The sequence below is a fragment of the Rhizobium sp. L9 genome, assembly GCF_002531885.1.
GTDB lineage: Bacteria > Pseudomonadota > Alphaproteobacteria > Rhizobiales > Rhizobiaceae > Rhizobium.
This window is the reverse complement of sequence record NZ_NWSZ01000016.1, coordinates 40,682-61,933: the sequence shown is the minus strand read 5'-3', so window position 1 is coordinate 61,933 and position 21,252 is coordinate 40,682. Positions and strand designations below refer to the sequence as shown.

Annotated in this window: 20 protein-coding genes and 2 pseudogenes; 13 read left to right on the top strand and 9 right to left on the bottom strand. The window is 61.8% G+C overall.

The features are described 5' to 3' along the window. Positions 1-5 precede the first annotated feature (5 nt). Positions 6-1,016, bottom strand: a complete 1,011-nt coding sequence (locus CO660_RS17160; RefSeq protein WP_097599738.1) for a sugar ABC transporter substrate-binding protein — start codon at positions 1,014-1,016, stop codon at positions 6-8. Between the two features lie 419 nt (positions 1,017-1,435). Here CO660_RS17160 and CO660_RS17150 point away from each other — a divergent pair, with 419 nt between their 5' ends. The 6 genes and pseudogenes from CO660_RS17150 to CO660_RS34480 form a co-directional block, all read left to right on the top strand. Next, complete coding sequence (locus CO660_RS17150) at positions 1,436-2,299, top strand: AraC family transcriptional regulator (protein WP_097599737.1); 864 nt, start codon at positions 1,436-1,438, stop codon at positions 2,297-2,299. A gap of 107 nt (positions 2,300-2,406) precedes the next feature. Beyond that, positions 2,407-2,844 carry a VOC family protein gene (locus tag CO660_RS17145; RefSeq protein WP_097599736.1) on the top strand — a complete coding sequence of 146 codons (438 nt, stop codon included), beginning with the start codon at positions 2,407-2,409 and terminating at the stop codon, positions 2,842-2,844. A 56-nt stretch (positions 2,845-2,900) separates the two neighbouring features. Further along, positions 2,901-3,947 (top strand): ABC transporter substrate-binding protein, encoded by a 1,047-nt coding sequence (locus CO660_RS17140; RefSeq protein ID WP_097599735.1) that lies wholly within the window; start codon positions 2,901-2,903, stop codon positions 3,945-3,947. Between the two features lie 8 nt (positions 3,948-3,955). Continuing rightward, positions 3,956-4,744 (top strand): ABC transporter ATP-binding protein, encoded by a 789-nt coding sequence (locus CO660_RS17135; protein WP_097599734.1) that lies wholly within the window; start codon positions 3,956-3,958, stop codon positions 4,742-4,744. Further along, complete coding sequence (locus CO660_RS17130) at positions 4,741-5,511, top strand: ABC transporter permease (RefSeq protein ID WP_097599733.1); 771 nt, start codon at positions 4,741-4,743, stop codon at positions 5,509-5,511. The genes CO660_RS17135 and CO660_RS17130 overlap by 4 nt, the downstream gene beginning before the upstream one ends. A gap of 23 nt (positions 5,512-5,534) precedes the next feature. Beyond that, a pseudogene (locus CO660_RS34480) lies at positions 5,535-5,723 on the top strand (hypothetical protein); the annotation flags it as partial. A 115-nt stretch (positions 5,724-5,838) separates the two neighbouring features. Here the strand turns inward: CO660_RS34480 and pdxA are convergent. From pdxA to CO660_RS17110, 4 genes are all read right to left on the bottom strand, one after another. Beyond that, the gene (gene pdxA, locus CO660_RS17125; protein ID WP_097599732.1) at positions 5,839-6,825 is read right to left on the bottom strand and encodes a 4-hydroxythreonine-4-phosphate dehydrogenase PdxA; all 987 of its coding nucleotides are present in this window, start codon (positions 6,823-6,825) and stop codon (positions 5,839-5,841) included. Between the two features lie 25 nt (positions 6,826-6,850). Further along, the gene (locus tag CO660_RS17120) at positions 6,851-7,984 is read right to left on the bottom strand and encodes an iron-containing alcohol dehydrogenase (RefSeq protein WP_097599731.1); all 1,134 of its coding nucleotides are present in this window, start codon (positions 7,982-7,984) and stop codon (positions 6,851-6,853) included. A 346-nt stretch (positions 7,985-8,330) separates the two neighbouring features. Next, the gene (locus CO660_RS17115; protein WP_097599730.1) at positions 8,331-9,518 is read right to left on the bottom strand and encodes an exo-alpha-sialidase; all 1,188 of its coding nucleotides are present in this window, start codon (positions 9,516-9,518) and stop codon (positions 8,331-8,333) included. An 11-nt stretch (positions 9,519-9,529) separates the two neighbouring features. Further along, the gene (locus CO660_RS17110) at positions 9,530-10,435 is read right to left on the bottom strand and encodes a dihydrodipicolinate synthase family protein (protein WP_097599729.1); all 906 of its coding nucleotides are present in this window, start codon (positions 10,433-10,435) and stop codon (positions 9,530-9,532) included. A gap of 308 nt (positions 10,436-10,743) precedes the next feature. Here CO660_RS17110 and CO660_RS17105 point away from each other — a divergent pair, with 308 nt between their 5' ends. The 7 genes from CO660_RS17105 (at position 10,744) to CO660_RS17075 (ending at position 18,279) form a co-directional block, all read left to right on the top strand. Then, positions 10,744-12,381 (top strand): ABC transporter substrate-binding protein, encoded by a 1,638-nt coding sequence (locus CO660_RS17105; RefSeq protein WP_097599728.1) that lies wholly within the window; start codon positions 10,744-10,746, stop codon positions 12,379-12,381. A 132-nt stretch (positions 12,382-12,513) separates the two neighbouring features. Further along, positions 12,514-13,470, top strand: a complete 957-nt coding sequence (locus CO660_RS17100) for an ABC transporter permease (protein WP_097599727.1) — start codon at positions 12,514-12,516, stop codon at positions 13,468-13,470. Between the two features lie 2 nt (positions 13,471-13,472). Then, positions 13,473-14,432, top strand: a complete 960-nt coding sequence (locus CO660_RS17095) for an ABC transporter permease (RefSeq protein WP_097599726.1) — start codon at positions 13,473-13,475, stop codon at positions 14,430-14,432. Next, positions 14,429-15,436 (top strand): ABC transporter ATP-binding protein, encoded by a 1,008-nt coding sequence (locus tag CO660_RS17090; RefSeq protein ID WP_097599725.1) that lies wholly within the window; start codon positions 14,429-14,431, stop codon positions 15,434-15,436. The genes CO660_RS17095 and CO660_RS17090 overlap by 4 nt, the downstream gene beginning before the upstream one ends. Next, the gene (locus CO660_RS17085) at positions 15,436-16,428 is read left to right on the top strand and encodes an oligopeptide/dipeptide ABC transporter ATP-binding protein (RefSeq protein WP_097599724.1); all 993 of its coding nucleotides are present in this window, start codon (positions 15,436-15,438) and stop codon (positions 16,426-16,428) included. Before CO660_RS17090 ends, CO660_RS17085 begins: the two co-directional genes overlap by 1 nt. Beyond that, positions 16,425-17,489: a four-carbon acid sugar kinase family protein gene (locus CO660_RS17080; protein WP_097599723.1), complete on the top strand. Its 1,065-nt coding sequence runs from the start codon at positions 16,425-16,427 to the stop codon at positions 17,487-17,489. The genes CO660_RS17085 and CO660_RS17080 overlap by 4 nt, the downstream gene beginning before the upstream one ends. 25 nt (positions 17,490-17,514) lie before the next feature. Further along, on the top strand, positions 17,515-18,279 hold the full coding sequence (locus tag CO660_RS17075; protein WP_085781452.1) for a FadR/GntR family transcriptional regulator: 765 nt from the start codon (positions 17,515-17,517) through the stop codon (positions 18,277-18,279). A gap of 63 nt (positions 18,280-18,342) precedes the next feature. On the opposite strand, the gene CO660_RS17070 is transcribed toward CO660_RS17075, so the two are convergent. The 4 genes and pseudogenes from CO660_RS17070 to CO660_RS17060 form a co-directional block, all read right to left on the bottom strand. Continuing rightward, positions 18,343-20,127 carry a thiamine pyrophosphate-requiring protein gene (locus CO660_RS17070; RefSeq protein WP_097599722.1) on the bottom strand — a complete coding sequence of 595 codons (1,785 nt, stop codon included), beginning with the start codon at positions 20,125-20,127 and terminating at the stop codon, positions 18,343-18,345. Positions 20,128-20,205: 78 nt separating this feature from the next. Continuing rightward, the gene (locus CO660_RS17065; protein ID WP_245362264.1) at positions 20,206-20,463 is read right to left on the bottom strand and encodes a hypothetical protein; all 258 of its coding nucleotides are present in this window, start codon (positions 20,461-20,463) and stop codon (positions 20,206-20,208) included. 52 nt (positions 20,464-20,515) lie between these two features. Further along, a pseudogene (locus tag CO660_RS33855) lies at positions 20,516-20,601 on the bottom strand (DUF2934 domain-containing protein); the annotation flags it as partial. Positions 20,602-20,652: 51 nt separating this feature from the next. Then, positions 20,653-21,180: a DUF4142 domain-containing protein gene (locus CO660_RS17060; RefSeq protein ID WP_097599720.1), complete on the bottom strand. Its 528-nt coding sequence runs from the start codon at positions 21,178-21,180 to the stop codon at positions 20,653-20,655. Positions 21,181-21,252 lie beyond the last annotated feature (72 nt).

The following is a 21,252-nucleotide window of genomic DNA, read 5'->3' as shown; positions in this document are numbered from 1 at the left end:
CTGCGTCAGCCAATGCCGAGTTTCTTGGTGACTTCGCCGACATTGAGCTTGTTGGCCAGAAGTGCGGGAACATAGGTCTCGCGCGGCAGCGTCTGGCCGGCGAGCAGCTTTGCGACGTTGCGGATGGCGGTGCGGCCGATTTCTGCCGGCTGCTGCGCGACATCGGCGCCAGCAGGCGAATTCGGATCGGCGATGAGCTGCAGCACTTCGGGGCTGCCATCGACGCCATAGGTGCGGATTTCGGTCCGACCTGCTGCCGTCAGCGCCTGGGTCGCGCCGAGCTGGGGAATGTCCCAGGCCGACCAGATCGCCTTGATCGAGCCCTTTTCCGGGTACTTGTTGAGGATCGCCGTGATCTGGGTGAAGGCGTCCTGTACGGTGTTCGGGATGACGTCGCGCAGTTCCGGCTGGAGGATCTTCACCTTCGGGAAATATTTGACGACATTGACCAGCTGGTCGTAGCGGATCGCGCAGGGGGTCACGCCATAGAAGCCGTTGAAGACGACGATATTGCCTTCGCCGCCGATATCGGAGACGAGCTGCAGCGCCAGATCCTTGCCGATGCCCCAGTTGTCTGACGTGGTATTGTTGATCGAATTGGTCGAGCCGACGTCGACGGTCAGAACCGGGATGCCGGCATCACGCGCCTTCTTCAGCCAGGGATCGATAACGCTCAGTGTGCCGAGGATCTGAACGATCGCATCCGGCTTCTGTGCGATCAAGGTTTGCAGCTGCGAGACCAGCTTGCCGTCATTGCGCCCGGCATCGACGGCGATCGGCTCGCCGCCGAGACGCTTCACCTCTTCGATCTGAGCATTGTAAGCCTGCAGGTCGAAGAAATGATCGGTGCCGGTGGCGCTGATGGCGATGCGCTTGCCTTTCAGCGAGAGCTCTTCGGCCGCAAAAACCGGCTTCTGCCCGATGAGCGAAGCACCGGCGACGGCAACCCCGGCCGCGGCGGACAGTTTCAACAGGTCTCGTCTTGCGAGACCGCTTCCGGATTTTTCGATGGTCATTTCCCACTCTCCAAATTGATGATGTCTATAAATTAAGTGTACTAATAGGAATGGGGAGAAACGAATTTCCAAAAAGACCATTTCCGGGGAAAAGAGTGGACGGAGCAAAAGCGCATTCCTGGCTGCGGTTTGCCGTGACCGGGAATGATTTCGGATGCCGCGCGCTGTTGAGAGCGATCCGATGATCTGCAGCCGCCGATCAGGAAGTAACATGCATTGCATAATTCTTGCGCATGCGACCAAATTTGCCGTGGATGAACGCCTGCCAGGCCGTGGTGCCGTGTGGGCTGACAGCGGTCTTAAAACCACGATTTAAGTGGGCACCGTCGGGTTTTATCCCACGACGTCGATATCCAGCGCGAAGCTTGGCTTCCATTTGGCGCGCAACTTGCCTCTTCTCTGCCAGGGAGAATGAAACAATGCCCGAGATCGACCCGCAGATTTTCTCAATAAGCCGGCCATCCCTTGGAGGCTACAAGGCCTTCGTCCAACGCGACATGATCGTTGAGACCTATCGCAGCGCTGCGGGACAGATGGTTTCGAAGGGCTCGCTTCATAGAATTTCAATCAACCGCACGGCGCACGGCAGATATGCCTATCGGCTTGGAAGCGGGGCCTTCCGCAAAGTTGAAAGGCCGCCGTTCACCTTGGGATTTCAACCGGCTGCCACGGTCCTTGAAGTCGAGGGCGATGCGGCGGATTATATCTCGATCTTCCAGTCACCTGCGCTCTACAGCAGCCTCGGGGGCTCTCGCTTCGATCCGGAGCATTGGGATAGTGATGCACTGAGCGCAACGACTGATCCGACAACGCTGCAGGTTGCCCTTTCTCTTGCCTTTGCCGTCGAGAAGACCGGGCGCGACGACCTGCTTTTGATGCAGCATCTGGGAATGGCGCTCGCCTGTTGCGTTGTAAAACTGCTGGGCGCCAGACCTGAGGCCGGCGATCGTCCGCTGACATCGGAGAATCTCCGGCGCGTGATCGATTACATCGAGAACCTGCTTGGCAAATCCGATCTGAGTGTGGAGGAGCTGGCCGGTGTGGCCCATATGAGCCCCTTTCACTTCAGCCGGGAATTCAAACGGGCGGCGGGCGTGGCGCCGCATCGCTTCGTCCTCGAACGCAGGATCGAGCGGGCGCGACTTTATCTCGCCGATGGCAAGGAGACGCTCGCAAGCATCGCTTACGCCACAGGCTTTTCCAGCCAGGCGCATTTCTCCAGCGTCTTTCGCCGCCTGATGGGGGCGACACCGAAGGAATACCAGCGTTCGGTCCGTCTTTGAGCCGGCGCCCGCCGGTGGCGAATCAGCAATTTTGCGAAAGATAACCGCACGAATTTGAAATCTCTTGAGGCTGTTGTCTGCGAGGCTTTTCACATCAGGAGGCCTGTATGACCGCTTTTGCCCAAACCAATCCGATCACCGACATCTGTTTTTTGGTCGAGGACATCGAAAGAGCGTCTGCCTTCTATGTCGAGCGGCTTGGCTTCAGGCCGCGCCGCCGCGCTCCCGGCTTTGCCGATTTCAAAGGCGCGGGCGTCACGCTGGCGCTCTGGGAGATCGCGCATATCGCCGAGAATACCGGTGTCTCAAGCCGCCGGGCTCCTCCGGGCGTACACAAGGCCTGCGCGGCCATCGAGCTTGCCTCGCCAGAGCAGGTCGATGCTGCCTATGCGGAGCTGAAGGCTGCCGGCGTGCTCTTCCACGCGCCGCCGCAGAATTACGTCTGGAATGCGCGATGCTGCTATTTCGCCGACCCCGACGACAATCTCTGGGAGATCTATGCGTGGTCTGAAGGCGGCCCGATCGGCGACATCGAACCGCGATAACTGGCATAAGCGGCCCAGCCAGCCGTCCGGCAAACCAACTAGGGGAAGGCAAGCAAATGAACGGGTATGACAAACAAATCATGGTCGGCAGACGTAGCGTCCTGAAGGGTGGAGCCTTTGCTCTTGCCGCGGCAACGGCGGGGATCAGCGTGTTCGTACCGCGTCATTCGAGCGCCGCCGCATCCAAAGTCGTCATCAAATACGATTGGTTGATGAGCAATGGACAGATCGGCGATATCGTTGCCGCCAAGCAAGGCCTGTTTGAGGCCGAGGGTCTCGACGTCGAGTTCTCCCCTGGGGGTCCGAATTCGGCAACGGTGCCGCCTGTGATCACGGGTGATGCGCAACTCGGTCAGTTCTCGGATTCGGCACAGCTTCTTCTTGCCCGGTCATCCGGCGTGCCGATCAAGATCTTCGCCTGCGGTTTCCGCATGGCGCCTTTCGCCTTCTATTCGCTGCCCAAGGCGCCGATCCGCACCGTCAAGGATATGGTCGGCAAGCGTATCGGCATCCAGCCGACGGCCCGTTACGTGCTCGATGCCATCCTGCTGAAGAACAATATCGATCCCTCGAGCCTGGCCATTACAAATATCGGTTTCGACATGACGCCGCTAATGACCGGTCAGGTCGATGCGGTCACCGGATGGATCACCAACACGCAGGCCCTTTCCGTCATCGGCCCCGACCGCATCGATCTGATGATGAAGGACACGGGCCTGCCATCCTATGCCAATGTCTATTTCGCCACCGACGATGCCGTGACCGGCCATGCCGAGACGCTGGCAAAGGTGCTGCGTGCCGTCGCCAAGGGCTGGGCCTGGACGCATGAACATCCCGAAGAGGCGGTGAAATTGACGGTGGAGGCCTATCCGCAGCTCGATCTTGCCGTGGAACTGAAGACGGTGCCGCGCATATTGTCGCTGAGCTTCGACACAGAGACCGGCAGAAACGGCTGGGGCAGCTTCGATCCAGCCGCTCTCGCCGAGCAGATTTCCGTCTACGACAAGATCGGCCAGTTCAAGAGCGGCGCGCCGAAGCTGGAGGATTGCTATACGACTGAGATATTGGCTATGACGGCGGGTGACCGCCCAAAGATTGCGTGAGAGCGGATTTGCCTGAAGCAGTGGCCATCGAAACCAAGAATCTGGCTATCGGCTATGCCGGCGCTGTCGAGACGACCCGCGTTCTGTCGGGCGTCGACCTCCGCGTCGGCAGGGGCGAGTTTCTGACCATTCTCGGGCCTTCCGGTTGCGGCAAGTCAACCTTCTTGCGTGCGGTGGCAGATCTTCTTCCGACCCTTGACGGGCGGTTGTCGGTGCTCGGCAGGACTGCCTCTGAGGCGCGCCGGCGGCGCGAGGTCGCCTTCGTCTTTCAGGAAGCAACGCTGTTGCCCTGGCGGACCGTGAGGGAGAATGTCGCGCTGCCGCTGCAGGTGGGGAAGAAGAGCATCTCGCGATCGGTCGATCCGCGGCCCGATCATTGGATCGAGCTGGTCGGCCTGTCGCATCTGGCCGACCGCTATCCGCATCAATTGTCCGGCGGACAACGCCAGCGCGTCGCCATAGCGCGCGCTCTTCAATGCGAGCCGGACATCCTGCTCATGGACGAGCCCTTCGGTGCGCTCGACGAAATTACCCGCGAACGACTGAACGATGAGCTTCTGGACGTCTGGCGACGGACCGGCACGACTATCCTGTTCGTAACCCACAGCGTCGTCGAGGCGATCTATCTCGGCGGACGCGTGCTGGTCCTGGCCGCCAATCCGGGCCGCGTCCAGGCGCTGATCGACCTAAAACCGCTGAAAGACGAGCGCGGCCTCTGTCGGCGCGAGAGCCTCGATGTCCAGGAGACCGCCGCCCATCTGCGGGGATTGCTGCAGGAGGGGAGTGCGGCTGCATGACGCACCGTCCGTTGTCCCTCACAGAGGCGATCGGCCTTCCCGTTATCGGCGCCCTTTCGCTGCTCCTCGCCTGGCAGTGCCTGGTGCCGGCGCTCGGTGTCCCGAGTTATATCGTTCCCACGCCGCTGGCGATCATGCGTACGCTTGGCATCGAATGGCGCCTCCTGCTGTCGAACGCCGTCCCGACGTGGGGCGAGGCGGGCCTCGGCTTCCTCCTGGGCAATGGTCTCGCCGTGATACTGGCGGTTGCCTTTGTCTATAATCCGCGGTTCCAGGCCGCCTACTTTCCCGTTGTCCTGCTCTTCAACACGATTCCGGTGCTGGCGCTCGCGCCGATCATCATTCTCATCTTCGGCCTCGGCATGCTCCCGAAGGTCATCATCGCCGCTCTCATCTGCTTCTTCCCAACCCTGGTGAATACCGCCCGGGGCCTCAATCTGGCTACTGTAAGCGAGCTTGAGCTGATGCATGTGCTTTCGGCGAGTGGGTGGGAAACGTTCTGGCGCCTGCGCGCGCCACGGTCCGCCCCCTTGCTGTTTGCGTCGCTGCGCATTTCGGCAACCACCTGTGTGATCGGCGCGATCGTCGGGGAGTGGATCGGCTCGAACCAGGGGCTGGGCGCTGTCATCATTCAGTCGACGTTCAACTATCAGGCGGAAAGGCTCTTTGCCGCCGTCGTGCTCGCTTCTCTCTCCGGCATCGTCTTTTTTGCCGTTGTTGCCCAGATCGAGCGGATTTTCCGTCGGCTGCATCAGGGGCAAAGCTGAGCCCCGGCACGAGCGAACGCCGCCCCGCGCTGCCCGGTTGGGACAGCATGCCGGCCGCCGTAGCAAGTCTTTCGGCGAAAAATGCCGCAAGAAGAACGCTGCGCCACGTTGCGGTGCCAAGCGTCGTCGCCCGCGTCGACCGTAACATCTTGATCAACCCGGCCCACCCGGAATTCCCCTCGATCACCGCCCCCGTGTTCTGGGACCGCCGGGCATGTGACGGGGTTGGGGTTCAATCGACCTTTCCGCAGAGTAGACCAAAACGCCGGACGGATGAGACTTGGTCAGCAGATTATGATGTTGGCACTGTTCGACATCTTGCCGCAATCACACCTGCCGCCGCGGCGAGCGGGCCATCAGCCGGGCATAGGCGATGGCGGACAGCATGTTGACGTGGTTGGCCCTGCCGGTGCCGGCAATGTCGAAGGCGGTGCCGTGGTCGACCGAGACGCGGTCGATCGGCAGGCCGAGCGAGACATTGACCGCGGTTTCGAAGGCGACGAGCTTGATCGGAATATGGCCCTGGTCGTGATACTGGGCGATGACGAGATCGAAGGCGCCGTTATAGGCACGGGCAAACACCGTATCGGCGGAGATCGGGCCGACGACATCGATACCCCGAGCCTGTGCCTGCTCGACGGCCGGCGCCAGAAACTCCATGTCCTCGGTGCCGAACAGGCCGTTTTCGCCGCAATGGGGGTTGAGGCCGGCAACAGCAATGCGCGCGGTCTTGCCGAGGCGCAGGAAATGCCTGTGGCCGGCTTCGATGGTCGCCAGCACCCGCTCGGTCTTGGCGCGCTCGATCGCGCCCTTCAGCGAGATATGGGTCGAGACGTGGATGGTGTTCAGCCGCTCGGAGGCCAGCAGCATGAAGGAACTTTTCGAGCCCGTGAGATGCGCGAGAAGCCCGGTATGGCCGTCATGGTGATGACCGGCAAGGTTCATCGCCTCCTTGTTGATCGGCGCGGTGACGATGACATCGGCTTTGGCGGACATGGCGAGATCGACGGCGCGGGTGATATAGCGCACGGACGCATCGCCCGCGACCGGGCTGACCTTGCCGATCTCCGGCAGCGGTGCGCCGAGCGGGACTTCATCTACGGCAATCCTGTCGTCATCGGATCCATCGGCAGGCACGAACTTCAACCCGGTGCCGCTAACGCGGTCAGCCCGCTCCAGCGCTTCCACATTGCCGACGATGACGAAATCGCGGCGCTCTTCACTCGGAAGCGCCGCCAAGGCCTTGACGATCACCTCGGGGCCGACTCCAGCCGGATCGCCCAACGTCACGGCGACTTTCGCATTCCTGTCCATCACCAAAGTCCCTTCTGAAACAGTATTAAAAGGCGGCCGCGTAAATCGAGCGGATGTCGGCTCGGCTGAGATCACGCGGATTGTTATCAAGCAGACGGCGAATGGCAAAGGCGTCGTCAGCCATGGCGTCGAGATCGCTTTCCGGCACGCCAAGGCCGGAGAGCTTCATCTCAATGCCGAGTTCGGCGCAAAAAGCATAAGCCGCATCGAAGACCGATGCCGTATTTTCCGAGGCTTCATAGCCGAGCGCTGCCATCACCGCTTTCGTCTTCTCCGCGGCCGCCGGCGTGTTGAAGGCGAGAACATGCGGGAAGATCAGGGCATTCGCCGCTCCATGCGCCACGTGCCAGCGCGTGCCGAGAGGGTAGGCGAGAGCATGGCCGCCGGCGGTATTGACCGGGCCGAGGCAGAAGCCGCCGTAAAGCGAAGCGAGCGATAGGCCGGCGCGCGCCTCTGCGTCGTTGCCATCCTTGACGGCGCGGGCGAGATATCTGCCGACGAGCCGCGTTCCCTCGATCGCATAGATGTCGACCATCGGATGGGCTTTGCGGTTGGTGAAGGCCTCGACGCAATGGGCCATGGCGTCGACGCCGGTTGCGGCGGTGGTGCGCGCCGGCACGCTGAAGGTCAGGGCTGGATCGACGACTGCGATGTCGGCCAGCATATGCAGGCTCTCCACAGCAAGCTTCGCCATCGTCGCAGGGTCGGTGACGAGCGCGCGGATGCCGGCCTCGCTGCCGGTGCCCGAGGTTGTCGGTACCTGGGCGAGTCCCACCTTGCGCGGCCCGCGCACCCTGTTCGGGCCGACGACCTCATGCAGCGTCTGCCCGGAACCGGCGAGAACGGCGGCGAGCTTTGCCAGATCCATGGCGCTGCCGCCGCCGAAGCCGACGACCAGCTCGGCATCGGCGGCGTTGGCCGCAGTCAGCACTTTGTCGAGATTGGCCGTATCAGGCTCAGGCGTTACTTCGGAGAAAACCGCAACCTCGCCCTTCAGTTCCAGCACGTCGACGCGCGAAGCGTTGAAAGCGTCCGAGATGACAAGCGTGCGCCGATAACCTTTCTCGGCAGCCCATTTGCCGAGCTTTCCTGCCGTGCCGATGCCGAATTCGATCTGATGCGGCCGAATTATCGTGATTGGCGAACCCAAGCTGGCCATGACCAGTCCTCCCTGCAGGATCTTGCGGCAATAGTGTCGCCCTCTTTAATGTAAAGTTGTCATATCGAAGTCAAGCGGGCATTTCTGAGAGCGCGAAATTTTATCGTCTGATATGCGCTGGATTCAGGTTTCAGCAGCCATCTGCATTGATGTTTGATAATTATAATCAGATATATAGCTGACAGTCGTCGATAGTAGACGGTGCGAGCCGGCCTTCACTGCGCTGGCGACGAGGCTGCCAACTCTGTTGTCAATTTCTCCACGTTCAGTCGGTCGAACCGATCATGCCAGCGACCTTTTCGCGCTAGATGGGACGCAAATTTACAACAAGCCAGCGGCCGCCTCGCTACGGCAGGAGTGGCGGGGCGAGGCGCACATATTTGATCGCCCGCCGATAGTAGGTGTAGGCGACATGAAGTGTACCGTCGCCGCCTTGGATGACCGAGGGATACGAGAATTCGCGGTTCAGCGAGTCCTTGGAATTGTTGCTGAGGCAGAACCCGTCACCCGTATCGAGATCCATGCGACGCGGAAAACTCTTGCCGCCATCCCTTGATATCGCAAGGCTCAGGGGCGCACGAGGAACACCCCAGACCGCCTTGCGACCTATATCGGCGAGGACGGCGGCCGTTTCTCCAGCCTCGTCGCCCTCGATTTCGTCATAGAGAGATTGGCGCCGCGCGTCCGACATGGCTGCATTCGAATGATTGTAAACCATTGCGATCGCTCCATCATTCAGGACTGTTGCCTGGATCGAGGAATTGTTGTTCGGCAGTTCCGTGGGCTCGGGCGCGCTCCACGTCCTGCCGCCGTCACTCGATCGGCTGGAAAGAATGTTTTCGGCGAAACGGTTGCGGTAGAAGGCGACCATCTCGTCGTCGCCGAGCGGCAGGATGTTCATGTGCACGGCGCCGATACTGTTCGGAATGTCGTGCATCTGCCAGCTCGCACCGCCGTCGCGCGAGATCAGAACCGCCGCCGTATCGGCGTCGCCGCTCCAGCGCCGTCCGTCAAGGCCGACGCAGCGGAAGACCGGAAGCAGCCATTCACCCCTGTCGTTCACGACGATCTGTTGGCGAACGAATGTGCCGGGGCTGTCGCAGAGGAGCCGGACCGGGCCGAACGTCCGGCCGCCATCCTCGGATATCCGGCATTTGACAACGGAACTGTCCTGGTTGCCCGCGGTCTGCGAGGTATAGAGCAGCCATGTCTTTCCGTCAGGAGCGTTGAAAATCAATGGGTTCTGCTCGGATTTCTCCGGATCGTCGCTCATCTTCTCCGGCTCGGACCAGCGATCGGAGCCCGGCGCCAGCCGCGACATGTAAATCGAGATATCGCCCATGCCCTCCATCGTGCCGCCGAACCAGACGCAGGTCAGCGTACCGTCGGGCAGAAAAGCAAGATTTGCCGCGTGGTTCTGAATGCAGGGCGAGGGCAGATAGGCATCCGCGCGGCCTTTGAAGGAGGGATGAGGAGCGATGATCCCGGTCATCAGGGCGGGAACGGCTTCGGGGCGCAGGCCGGTAAAGCTCATGGCGGGTCTCCTCAGGGCAGCTTGGCGTAGCTTTCGGCGAGTGCGGCATAATCCGCTTCGCTGAGTGGCATCAGCGGTGCGCGCGTGCGCTTCCAGGCGGGATTGCCTGTCTTCAGCCCGACCATTGCCTTGATCGTCGGGATCTGGACGTAGGAGTTGGAAAGCGTGCGATAGGCGTTGATGCGCGCCTGCGCCGCCTCGACGTCGCCGGCGCGGTCCTCGTAATGGACGTGGTCGTAGACGGTGCGCAGCGAATCCGCCACGAGATTGGAGGTCGCCGTGATGCAGCCCGCACCTCCGGCCTTCAACAGTGGCAGCAGCAGCGGATCGGCGCCCGCCAGCACCGAGAAGCCGGGATAGGCGGAGATGATCGCCTGCATGTTGTTGAAATCGCCAGCAGATTCCTTGATGCCGACGACGGTTTCCGGGAAGGCGGCGATCAGCCGGCCGATCAGCGGAATGGAGAGCGGTACGCCTGAGACCTGCGGGATATGGTAGAGGATGACCTGCAGGCGCGTGTCGGCGACCTTGTCCAGCACCTGCGAATAGGCGGCGAAGAGGCCGTCGTCGGAAACGCCCTTGTAGTAGAAGGGTGGCAGCATCACGACCTTGGTGACGCCGAGCGACAGCGCGTGCCGGGTCAGTTCGACGGTTTCGGGAATGGCGACGACGCCCGTACCCGGCAGCAGCTTACCGGCAGGAATGCCGGCTTCCAGCGCCGCTTCCAGAATGGCGCGGCGTTCGGCTCCGGAGAAGGAATTGGCCTCGCCGGTGGTGCCGAGCAGGGCCACGCCATGGCAGCCCTCGGTCAGCAGCCGACGGCAATGATCGGTGAAAAGAGCGAGATCCGGCGCGTTATCTGCGGTCAGCGGCGTAGCGGCCGCGCTGAAAACGCCTGTAATCCTGTGATGGCTCATTCCGCCCTCCCTTAGGCGCCCTTGCCGGGCCGGCTGCGCAGAAAAATTGTCGTCCGTCTGTGGCGATGAGTGCCAAGAACTTTTCCATCGTGACGCTTTTGTCAAGAAGACAAAATTGATTAATACGAGAGCGAAAATCTACATGATTGTAATTGTTGAATTATTTTAAACTCAAAATTTTCAACGGGTCAAAATTGCGATTTTTTGTTGACATATTTACAATAACGAGTGAACGATAGGCGACGGATTGTGCTGCGCCCGGCAGGCGCAGGGAGAACGCTGCCGAATTCACCGTGGGAGGGAATGCCATGTCTTTTGATCAATCGGATAAAACCAATATTTCACGCCGCAACGCGCTGAAGCTCGGCCTTGCGGCCGGCGTCGGCCTCACCGTGTTCGGTATGAATGCGCGCATCGTGCTGGCCGACGAAGGCCAGGTGCTGAAGGTCGCGCATCCGGCCTTCGATCAGGACTGGTCGCCGCTGCGCGGCGGCGGCAGAACCTTCCGCTGGAATTCCATCTGGTGGGCCGCGCCGATGTATTTCGACAGCGAAGGCAATATCAAGCCTTACGTCTTCACCAGCTGGGAATCGGCCGACAACACCGTCTGGACCTTCAAGATCGACCCCAAGGCCGTCTTCTCCGACGGCAGCAAGATCACCGCCGCCGACGTCAAGGGATCGTGGGAAGTCGCCTCGATGCCGAACACCAAGAGCCAGCGCGCCGACCAGGTGCTGAGCAAGGTCAAGGGCTACGCCGAAATCGCCGCCGGCTCCGGCAACGAGCTGACCGGTGTCGCGACGCCCGACGAGGGGACGGTGGTCGTGACGCTCGCCGCGGCTGATCCGATCTTCTTCATGCGCCTGGCAAACCACATCGCGCCGATCACAAAGGCATCGCAGTCGCGCGGCAGCGATGGCGAGGAAATCATCGACTGGTACAAGCCTGAGAATGAGCCGGTCTTCTCCGGCCCGTTCAAGCTGACGAGCATCGATATCGATGCCGGCAAGATCACGTTCGAGCCGAATGAGAACTTCTTTGGGCAGAAGCCGAAGCTTGCCCGCATCGACATCACCTCGATCGAGGACAATGTCACTGCGACGTCGCTGATCAAGTCGGGCGAGTTCAACGCCCATACCGAGCTCGTCACCTCGACCATCATCCAGGATCTCGGCCCGGAATTCTCGGCCGGCCCGCTGATCCCGACCAGCCAGCACTTCTGGTTCAACATCTCCCGCGCGCCGATGGACGACCCGAAGGTCCGCCAGGCACTGATCATGGCCGTCGATCGCGACGGTCTGTTCAAGGCCTCCTATCCGGATGGGCCTCACAAGAAGGCCGACCAGATCCTCAATTCGGTTCCCGGCGCCGACAATTCCGGCTTCGAGCCTTTCCCCTATGATCCGGCCGCCGCCAAGAAGCTGCTTGCCGAATCGAGCTATGGCGGGCCCGAGCGCCTGCCGAAGCTCCTGTTCGTCGGCATCTCGGCGCCGGCCATTCAGGCCGCCGCCCAGTTCATCGCCGAGCAGTGGCGCCAGAATCTCGGCATCACGGCCGTCGACATGAAACCGCAACAGGACGCCTATGCCGGTCCGGATCAGAACTCGGTCCAGATCTTCCGCGACGACGTCGGCACCCGTGTTCCAGACGCCGTTTCCTATCTCACGGGCAGCATCGCCTCGACTTCGTCGAACGCGCAGAACAAGCTCGGCGGATACAAGAACGAGAAGGTTGACAGCGCCCTTGCCGAAGCGGCGACCAAGGCTGCGGACGATCCGCAGCGCGTTACTCTCGCCCAGGAGGCCCAGAAGGCGTTCCGCGAGGATTGGGCCTTCATTCCGTGGTATTCTCAGGCGATGTCGCGCTGGGCCACCAAGGAGGTCAAGGGTATGGAGAAGAATCTCGACTGGCAGATCGCCGAGCCCTGGAACATCTCCATCGGCTGATCGGGACTTTCGTTTCTGACAATAAGCGCGCGAAGGCCGCAAGGCCTTCGCGCAAGTTTCAAGAAGAGATGCGATCCGCCGGGCTTCAGCAAAGAGCGGGAGCGCATCGTTCAACAGGTGGGAGGTGGCCCCTTGCTGCGCTACGTGCTAACCCGGTTCGCCATCTGGATTCCGTCCGTTCTCGTGGTGATGTTGGCCGTCTACGCGCTGGCTTTCTACGGCGCCGGCGATCCGATCAAGCTCATCTTCCTGCGCGCGCCGGGCGACGTCGCCTACAATCCGCAGCGCATCGAGGCCATTCGCGAAAGTGCGGGTCTCAACCGGCCCTTCATCGAACAGTTCGGCCTTTACATCTGGAACCTGCTGCACGGCCGGTTCGGCAATTCGCTGACATCGGGCCGCGCCGTCTGGGCGATGGTTTCGGCCGCTGCACCCGTCTCCTTCCAGCTTGCCCTCTGTTCCATCATCCTGACGGCCGTCGTTGCGATCCCGCTCGGCATGATCGCTGCGCTGAATCAGAATTCGCGCCTCGACTATGCCATTCTGGGCTCCGCGCTCTTTCTCTGGGCGATCCCGGCCTATGTCGCCGGGCCGCTGCTGATGGTCGGCCTCATCGTGCTGCTGCCAGGCACGAGCGTGCCTTACGGCTGGGGCGGCGTCTTCGATGTCCGCATCCTGCTGCCGCTGATCGTGCTTTCCTTCCAGCCGATCGCGCTGATCGTGCGCCAGACGCGGGCCGCCGTCATCGAGGTTCTGTCGGAGGATTTCGTCCGCACTGCGCGCGCCAAGGGCGTGCCGGAGATCGTCGTGGCGCTGCGCCATATCCTGCGGCCGGTGCTGACGCCTGTCGTGACCCAGCTCGGCCTGATCATGATCACCATCGTCAACGGTGCGATCTTCGTCGAACTCGTTTTCGGCCTGCCGGGTCTCGGCCGGTTGACTGTGCAGGCGCTGATCAATTCCGATTATCCCGTCATCCTGGCAATTACGCTGATCGGATCGTTCCTGGTCATGGTGTCGAACCTGCTGGTGGACGTGCTCTATCCGCTGCTCGACCCGCGCGCCAATGATTCAAGAAGGAGCCGCTGACCATGTCTGCAATCCCTCTTTCCACCACCGAAGCCGTGGATGAGCCGCCGGTCAGCCTGTGGCGCGACGCCTGGCATCGTCTGCGGCGCAACAAGCTTGCCGTCTTCGGTCTCATGGTTGTTCTAATTCTCGCTTTCACGGCGATCTTCGGGCCATATCTCACGCCCTATGATTATCTGAGCCAGGACCTCAACGCCCGCAACGCGCTGCCGTCGATGAGCCACCTCTTCGGAACCGACGATCTCGGCCGCGACGTCTTCAGCCGCGTCGTCTTCGGCACGCGGACAGCCTTCCTCGTCGCCGTGATCGTCACCTTTTTCGCGGTGCTGATCGGCCTCACGCTCGGCGCCGTCGCCGGTTTCTTCGGCAACCCTTTCGACAGCGCTATCATGTGGCTGACCGATGTGACGATGTCGGTTCCGAACCTGCTGCTCGTCGTCGTGATCAACGCGTCGCTGAAATCGCCGATCACCCGGTGGATGGAGGCGCGCTACCTCGAGACCCTCAACCCCTTCTACCGCCAGACCATCTGGGTGGATTTCATCCTCGTCTTCGGGTCGATGGCGCTGATCTCCTGGCCGCCTTATGCCCGACTCGTGCGCGCCCAGGTGCTGTCGATCCGCAGCCGGCCATATATCACTGCGGCCCAGGCGCTCGGCCTTTCAAACTGGATCATCATCAAGCGTTATGTCGTGCCGAATGCGCTCGGGCCTTTGATCGTCTCGGTCAGCGCCGGTCTCGGCACGGCGATGGTGCTGGAAAGCGCTTTCAGCTTCCTCGGTGTCGGCGTCAATCCGCCGACGCCGAGCTGGGGCAACATGATCTCGGACGGTCTTCGCGTCTGGCAGCATTATCCGCATCTTCTCGCCGCTCCGGCGGCCGTGCTCGGCCTTGCCTCGGTTGCCTTCAGCTTCCTCGGCGACGGCCTCAACGACGCGCTCAATCCGCGGGGCAGCAAATGATGGACACGAAAAGCACAGACCGCCTGCTCGACGTCAGGGGCCTTACCGTCGAGATCGATGGCCGCAGCGGCCCGGCCGTCGTCGTCGACGGCATCGATCTGCATGTCGACAAGGGCGAGACCCTCGGCGTCGTCGGCGAATCCGGCTGCGGCAAGAGCCTGACCATGCTGAGCCTGATGCGGCTGCTGCCGAACAAGATCAAGGTCACCAGGGGATCGGCCACCTTCGACGGCCGCGACCTGCAGACGATGTCGAACGCCGAGCTGCGCAAGGTGCGCGGCGGCGATATCGGCTTCGTCTTCCAGGATCCGATGACCTCGCTCAATCCCGTCATGCGTGTCGGTGACCAGATCTGCGAGCCGCTGATCTACCATCGCGGCATGAAGAAGGCGCAAGCCCGGGCTCGCGCCGCCGAGCTGCTGCGCCTCGTCGGCATACCCGGGCCGGAAGAGCGGATGCAGGCCTTTCCGCATGAACTATCAGGCGGTATGCGCCAGCGCGTGATGATCGCGATCGGCCTTGCCTGCAATCCCAAGCTCCTGATCGCCGACGAGCCGACGACGGCGCTCGACGTCACGATCCAGGCCCAGATCGTCGATCTGGTGAAGGATCTCAGAGCCAAGCTCGGTATGTCCGTCGTCTGGATCACCCACGATCTGGCGCTGATCGCCGGCCTCGTCGATCGCGTCGCCGTTCTCTATGCCGGCACGGTCGTGGAGGACGCGCCGGTCGACGAGCTCTACGCCCGGCCGAGCCATCCCTATACGCGCGGCCTGCTCTCCTCGATCCCGAAACTTTCAGATCCGCCGGCAAGCCGGCTGAGCTCGATCGGCGGCACGCCGCCGGAGCCCGGCCGTCGGCCAAAGGGCTGCCCCTTTGCGCCGCGCTGCCCGCTCGCCGAAACAATCTGTCACGAGAAGGTGCCACGGCTCGAACTGCTCGCCGGCAGGAGCAATCATCGCGCCGCCTGTTTCGTCGTCCAGAGAATGCAGGAGGCCGCGTGATGTTTGCTCAACCGCTGCTCAAGGTCGAAAACCTGGTCAAGCATTTTCATGTCAAGCTTGGCGCATTCGGCGAACGCTCGGCAACCGTCTATGCGCTCGACAATGTCAATCTCGACATCATGGAAGGCGAGACGCTGAGCCTCGTCGGCGAATCCGGCTGCGGCAAGTCGACGACCGGTTTCACCATCCTCAACCTCTACAAGGCGACCAGCGGCAAGGTCGTCTATAAGGGCCAGGATCTCGCCACACTCGACGAAAAGCAGATGCGGCCCTTCCGCCGCGACCTGCAGATCGTTTTCCAGGACCCCTATTCGACGCTCAATCCGCGCATGACGGTAGGCGAAGCGATCGGCGAGCCGATCCTCTTTCATAAGCTCTGCGCCAAGGCCGAGCTGAAGGAGAGGGTGGCGACGCTGCTCACCGATGTCGGCTTGCCCACACGCTTTGCCCAGCGTTACCCGCACGAGCTTTCCGGCGGTCAGCGCCAGCGCGTCGTCATCGCCCGGGCGCTCGCCTGCCAGCCGAAATTCATTGTCTGCGATGAGGCAATATCGGCGCTCGACGTGTCGATCCAGGCGCAGATCATCAACCTGCTGCTCGATCTGCAGGAGAAATACGGGCTAACCTATCTTTTCATCGCCCATGATCTCGCCGTCGTGCGCCACATCAGCACCCGCGTCGGCGTCATGTATCTCGGGCGGCTGGCCGAACTGGCCACCCGCGAGGAACTCTTCGACAATCCGCTGCACCCCTATACCAAGGCGCTGCTGTCGGCCGTTCCGGAAACCGATCCGGAACTGGAGCGCACACGTCAGCGCCAGATCCTGCAGGGCGACGTGCCGAGCCCGCTGAGCCCGCCGTCCGGCTGCCGTTTCCACACGCGCTGCCCGATCGCCATGGATGTCTGCAGCAAGGTCATCCCCGCCTGGAAAGAAGCCAGGCCTGGCCACCTCGTCGCCTGCCACGCCGTCAATACGGAGCAAATCGCATGACGCTGAAGGTGGCGATCATTGCCGACGATCTGACCGGCGCTCTCGATACCGGCACGCCCTTTGTCGAAGCTGGCCTTTCGGTCGCCGTCGCCATCGATATAGAGGCGGCGCGGGAGGCGGTGGCTACCGCCTGCGATGTCGTCGTCATCAACACCGCGTCTCGCGCACTGGATGAGCGCGAAGCCGCCGAAAGAGTTCAATTGGCGGCGGATGTCTTTCGTGGCGAGAAGCCTGCGGTCGTCATGAAGAAGATCGATTCCCGGTTGAAGGGCAATGTCGCGGCGGAAGCCATGGCGCTGGCGAAGGCATTCGACCTGAAGGCCATCCTCGTTGCGCCCGCCATTCCCGATCAGGAGCGGTTGACCTACCGTGGCTGTGTCGTCGGCCGCGGCATCAACCGTCCGCTGCCGATCGCTGAGCTGTTCAAAAGGGGTGCGGACCGCGTTGTCGTTGCCGATGCCGGGGACGATGCCGATCTTGACCAGATCGCCGCGGGACATGACTGGCAGACGACCCTTGCCGTCGGCGCCCGGGGTCTCGGCGCCGCACTTGCCCGCCGCCTCGGCGAGGCAGGTCAGTCGACTAGGAGGGAATTTGCGGCAAGCCCGCGGACCCTGTTTGCCTTCGGCTCGCGCGATCCGATCACTGTCGCTCAGATGAGCCGGCTTGAAGGCACGGGCGCCCTACGCGTGGTGTTGGATGCGCCGATGGGCGAGATCGAATGTGGCGAGGGTCTGGCGCTGCCGGTGCTGTTGCGTTGCACAGGCGATATGGCGGTCGATGCGGGCCTCGTCGTTCGCAACTTTGCGTCAGGCGTCAAGGCTGTCATCGATGATACGAGGCCGGATATGCTGATGGTCGGGGGCGGCGATACGGCTCTTGCCGTTTTCCGCACATTGGGGGTGCGGGTATTGGCGCCCCAGGGCGAGATAGAAGCCGGCATTCCGTGGTTCGATGTGACGGCCGCCGATGGCCGGCGTTTTCGGTGCGCCGTCAAGTCGGGGGGCTTCGGCAAACCGGATAGTCTGCTAAAACTGGTTCTTCGGAATCAGGCGGCATAAGATACCGTCGGGGAGAATATGAGACGTGGTTGACGCGAATGGCGAATCTTTGAACGCGGAAGCCGGCCCGCCGGGCAAGCCCGAACGCGGCAAGGCCGTCAAGCTGGTCGACCGTGTCTTCGACCAGCTGCTCGAGCGGATCCGCGGCGGAAACTATCCGCCGGATTCACGCCTTCCAGGCGAACACGAACTGGCCTCGATGCTGGGTGTTTCCCGGCCTATCGTCCGCGATGCGCTGGCACGGCTGCGCGATCAGGGCATGGTCTATGCCCGGCAAGGCGCTGGCACCTTCGTCAGCGCGCATGGGTCGCCGACGACGCAACTCGCTTATTCGCCTGTTAAAACCATTGCCGATATTCAGCGCTGCTACGAATTCCGCCTGACCATCGAGCCGGCCGCCGCCTATTTCGCCGCCAAGCGACGCAATGAGCAGGCCATCCAGAAGATCGCCAGCGCCCTTGCGGATCTGCGCGAGGCGACCAGCCATCAGCTTCATCGGGCCGATGCCGATTTCACTTTCCATCGAGCGGTGACGGAGGCTGCCAACAATCATTATTACACGGCCTCGATCGATGCACTGAAAGCCCATATCGCGGTCGGCATGCATCTCCACGGCCTTTCCCTGCTCGGCCCGCGCCAAGGGTTAGAACAGGTCTATGAAGAGCATAACGCCATTTACAAGGCGATCGCCGATGGCAGGCCGGAGGATGCGCAAAGGTTGATGAAGGCGCATCTCGAAGGTTCTCGCGACCGTCTCTTCGAGGGCAGGGTGCTCGACCTGTCCTTCTGAGGCACCCCCGGTTGCAACCTGCGTAAAGGGGCGGCGTCCAAATGCTCGCCACGATGCGGTGAGCTACCGCCGTGACAGGATGCCAGCAAAGAGCTGGCGGAAGGTGCCGGCAATGACTCCTGCTTCATGCGGATCCCCCGTCATCAACGCAGAGGTGATGTTCCGCATCTGCTCGAAGCTGATGTGCGGCGGCAGCGGCGGCACTTCCGGATCGGTCTTTACTTCGAGGATGACGGGGCAACTGGCGCTCAGAGCTTCTTCCCACGCGGCGCCGAGCTGAGCCGGCTGGTCGACAAAAATGCCTCGCAATCCGATGAGGTCGGCGAACTTGTGATAGGCTATGTCGGGAATGGACTGCGACGCGTTGAACTTCGGATCGCCCTCCATCACCCGCTGCTCCCATGTCACCTGGTTCAGATCCTGATTGTTGAAGACGCAGATGACGAAAGTCGGATCGGCCCAGTCCTTCCAGTATTTGGCAACGGTGATCATCTCGGCGAGATTATTCATCTGCATGGCGCCGTCGCCGACCAGGCCGATGACGGGGCGATCGGAGTGAGCGAATTTAGCGGCGATCGCGTAGGGGACGGCAGCTCCCATCGATGCCAGGCCGCCGGAAAGCGAGCCCTTCATGCCGCGGCGCATCTTCAGGTCCCGTGCATACCAGTTCGCGCAGGAACCGGAATCACTGGTGACGACGGCATTTGCCGGCAGCACCGGCGAAAGTTCGCTGACGACGCGCTGCGGATTGACCGGATTGGCGTCGACGTGGGCGCGCTCGTCCAGGGTCTTCCACCAGGAGGCGACGTCTTTCTGGATCGTTTGCCGCCAGCTGGTATCAGGATTTTCCCGCAACAGAGGCAGCAGCGCCCTGAGCGTTTCGGCCGCATCACCCGTCAGGTTGAGCTCCATCGGATAGCGCAGCGACAGCATGTCGGGATTGATGTCGATCTGCACGCCGCGCGCCCGGCCTTCCTCCGGCAGGAATTCGGAATAGGGGAAACCGGAGCCGATCATCAGCAGGGTGTCGCAGTCGCGCATCAGGTTCCATGAAGGTTCCGTCCCGAGAAGGCCGATCGAGCCCGTCACCCATGGCAGGTCATCCGGCAGAGCGGCCTTGCCGAGAAGGGCCTTGGCAGCGCCCGCCTGGAGGCGGTCCGCAACGGCAATGACCTCGTCCGTGGCGTTGAGCGCGCCGGCGCCGACGAGGATCGCCACTTTCTTTCCCGCGTTCAGAATATCGGCCGCGGCCTGAAGATCGTCTCCGTGCGGAAAGACTCGCGGCGGGCGGTAACCCGGACCCGAATGCACGGTTCCATGCTTTCGCGCTGGCTCCTCATAGGGCATTTCCTGCAGGTCGTTGGGCAGAATGATCGCTGTCACCGTCCGGTTTGCAAGTGTGATGCGAACCGCGCGGTCGATCAGATGGCGCACCTGCGCCGGAGCGGAAGCCTGCTGCACGAAATCGCTGGCGACATCCTTGAAGAGGGCGGCAAGGTCGAGCTCCTGCTGGTAATGTCCGCCGAGCGCGCGGCGCGCCTGTTGGCCGACAATGGCGAGAACCGGCTGATGGTCCATGCGAGCGTCGTAAAGACCGGTGATCAGATGGGTGGCGCCGGGTCCCGAGGTTGCGATGCAGACGCCGAGTTCGCCTGAGAACTTCGCATAGGCGGCTGCCATGAAAGCCGCCATTTCCTCGTGCCGTGCCTGGATGAACTCCATCTTGTCGGATGCGCGATGGAGCGCCCCGAAGACGCCGTTGATGCCGTCGCCGGGATAGCCGAACATACGTCGCACACCCCATTCGCCAAGCCGTGCCACAAGAAAATCGCCGACAGTTTTCGCCATGGATGCTGTTCTCCCGGAATCGTGTGGAATGTGCTGGAAGCGGATCTACTCCGGATCAAGCCCGTTTCAGCCGTGGGTTTAATCGCGGAGGCGGCCCCAAGACGGATCCCATTCGACGTCCTCGACAAGTTCGACGAAGACGGGCTGGCTGCTGTTGCCTCTATGGGACTCTGCCAGTTTGAATGCCGCCTCGGGCTCCATTTCCTCGCCGGGATAGACCGTGTCATCCAGGTCGCCTTCCGCGACCTTCCGAACATATCCCCGGATCTGGTTGCTCGATCGATAGAGCTTGATGATCAGCGACCCTGCCGGCGCCGCGCCATGGGAATATCGGATGTATTCCCGACCATCTTGCGCCGGGTCAACCGGTTCGTCGCCCGCTCGATACCAATGTGCGAGGTCCTGACCTTCCGGGCGTCCCTCGCTTTCCCAAATCCGGTAGGCGCGGATCCTTCTTGTCTCCTCATCGATCATCCTTGCCTCCCGGCGGGCCTCATGATCGCCTTGACCATGCGATCTTGCCGCTTACTTGTTGAGTTCCTCGGCCATCTGGAGATGATGTTCCAGAGCGGGGCGCGTGCTTGCAGCCCATGCCTTCAGTTCTGGATTGTCCCCTTCGTCGCCATAGCGCTTGAAGAGATCGACCGCGTCCTCATGGGCAGATTCCTGGTCGGAGTGATATTGCTTGTTGAAATCGGCTCCTTGCAGGCTGTTCAGCTTGTCGAGCATGCTTTGCTGATCCGACGTCATGGCGCTCGGAAGCGCTGCCTTGACCTTGCCGCCGGAAACCAACGCCTTGAGTTCTTCGCTGGTCTTCTGATGGTCGGTGAGCATCTGCTGCGCGAAGGCCTTCGTCGCATCGTCGCCACGTTCGATCGCAAGCTTGCTGGAGGCGATTTCGAACATGTCGCTTGCGGCTGCTTCCTTGACGAAATCTTCCGTTTTCGGCGGCACGCCGATCAGGGAATTGACCCCGCTCTTTTCGGCAGCCGATTGCGCAAAGGCCGGAACAGCAAGCGAGAGGGCGAGCGAAGCGATAACAAAGTGTTTCATGAGGATCTCCTGGGTTGGTAATCGCCAAACTTGCGGGCAGGCGCAGAGTTCCCGCCTTATCGCGTTGTTGAT

Bases quoted from the DNA above. Each gene is read 5' to 3' on its own strand.
- CO660_RS17115 (WP_097599730.1), bottom strand. From the start codon at position 9,518: ATGAGCTTTACCGGCCTGCGCCCCGAAGCCGTTCCCGCCCTGATGACC.
- CO660_RS17105 (WP_097599728.1), top strand. From the start codon at position 10,744: ATGTCTTTTGATCAATCGGATAAAACCAATATTTCACGCCGCAACGCG.
- CO660_RS17150 (WP_097599737.1), top strand. From the start codon at position 1,436: ATGCCCGAGATCGACCCGCAGATTTTCTCAATAAGCCGGCCATCCCTT.
- CO660_RS17145 (WP_097599736.1), top strand. From the start codon at position 2,407: ATGACCGCTTTTGCCCAAACCAATCCGATCACCGACATCTGTTTTTTG.
- CO660_RS17070 (WP_097599722.1), bottom strand. From the start codon at position 20,127: ATGGCGAAAACTGTCGGCGATTTTCTTGTGGCACGGCTTGGCGAATGG.
- CO660_RS17080 (WP_097599723.1), top strand. From the start codon at position 16,425: ATGACGCTGAAGGTGGCGATCATTGCCGACGATCTGACCGGCGCTCTC.
- CO660_RS17120 (WP_097599731.1), bottom strand. From the start codon at position 7,984: ATGGCCAGCTTGGGTTCGCCAATCACGATAATTCGGCCGCATCAGATC.
- CO660_RS17095 (WP_097599726.1), top strand. From the start codon at position 13,473: ATGTCTGCAATCCCTCTTTCCACCACCGAAGCCGTGGATGAGCCGCCG.
- CO660_RS17085 (WP_097599724.1), top strand. From the start codon at position 15,436: ATGTTTGCTCAACCGCTGCTCAAGGTCGAAAACCTGGTCAAGCATTTT.
- CO660_RS17140 (WP_097599735.1), top strand. From the start codon at position 2,901: ATGAACGGGTATGACAAACAAATCATGGTCGGCAGACGTAGCGTCCTG.
- CO660_RS17160 (WP_097599738.1), bottom strand. From the start codon at position 1,016: ATGACCATCGAAAAATCCGGAAGCGGTCTCGCAAGACGAGACCTGTTG.
- CO660_RS17110 (WP_097599729.1), bottom strand. From the start codon at position 10,435: ATGAGCCATCACAGGATTACAGGCGTTTTCAGCGCGGCCGCTACGCCG.
- pdxA (WP_097599732.1), bottom strand. From the start codon at position 6,825: ATGGACAGGAATGCGAAAGTCGCCGTGACGTTGGGCGATCCGGCTGGA.
- CO660_RS17130 (WP_097599733.1), top strand. From the start codon at position 4,741: ATGACGCACCGTCCGTTGTCCCTCACAGAGGCGATCGGCCTTCCCGTT.
- CO660_RS17090 (WP_097599725.1), top strand. From the start codon at position 14,429: ATGATGGACACGAAAAGCACAGACCGCCTGCTCGACGTCAGGGGCCTT.
- CO660_RS17060 (WP_097599720.1), bottom strand. From the start codon at position 21,180: ATGAAACACTTTGTTATCGCTTCGCTCGCCCTCTCGCTTGCTGTTCCG.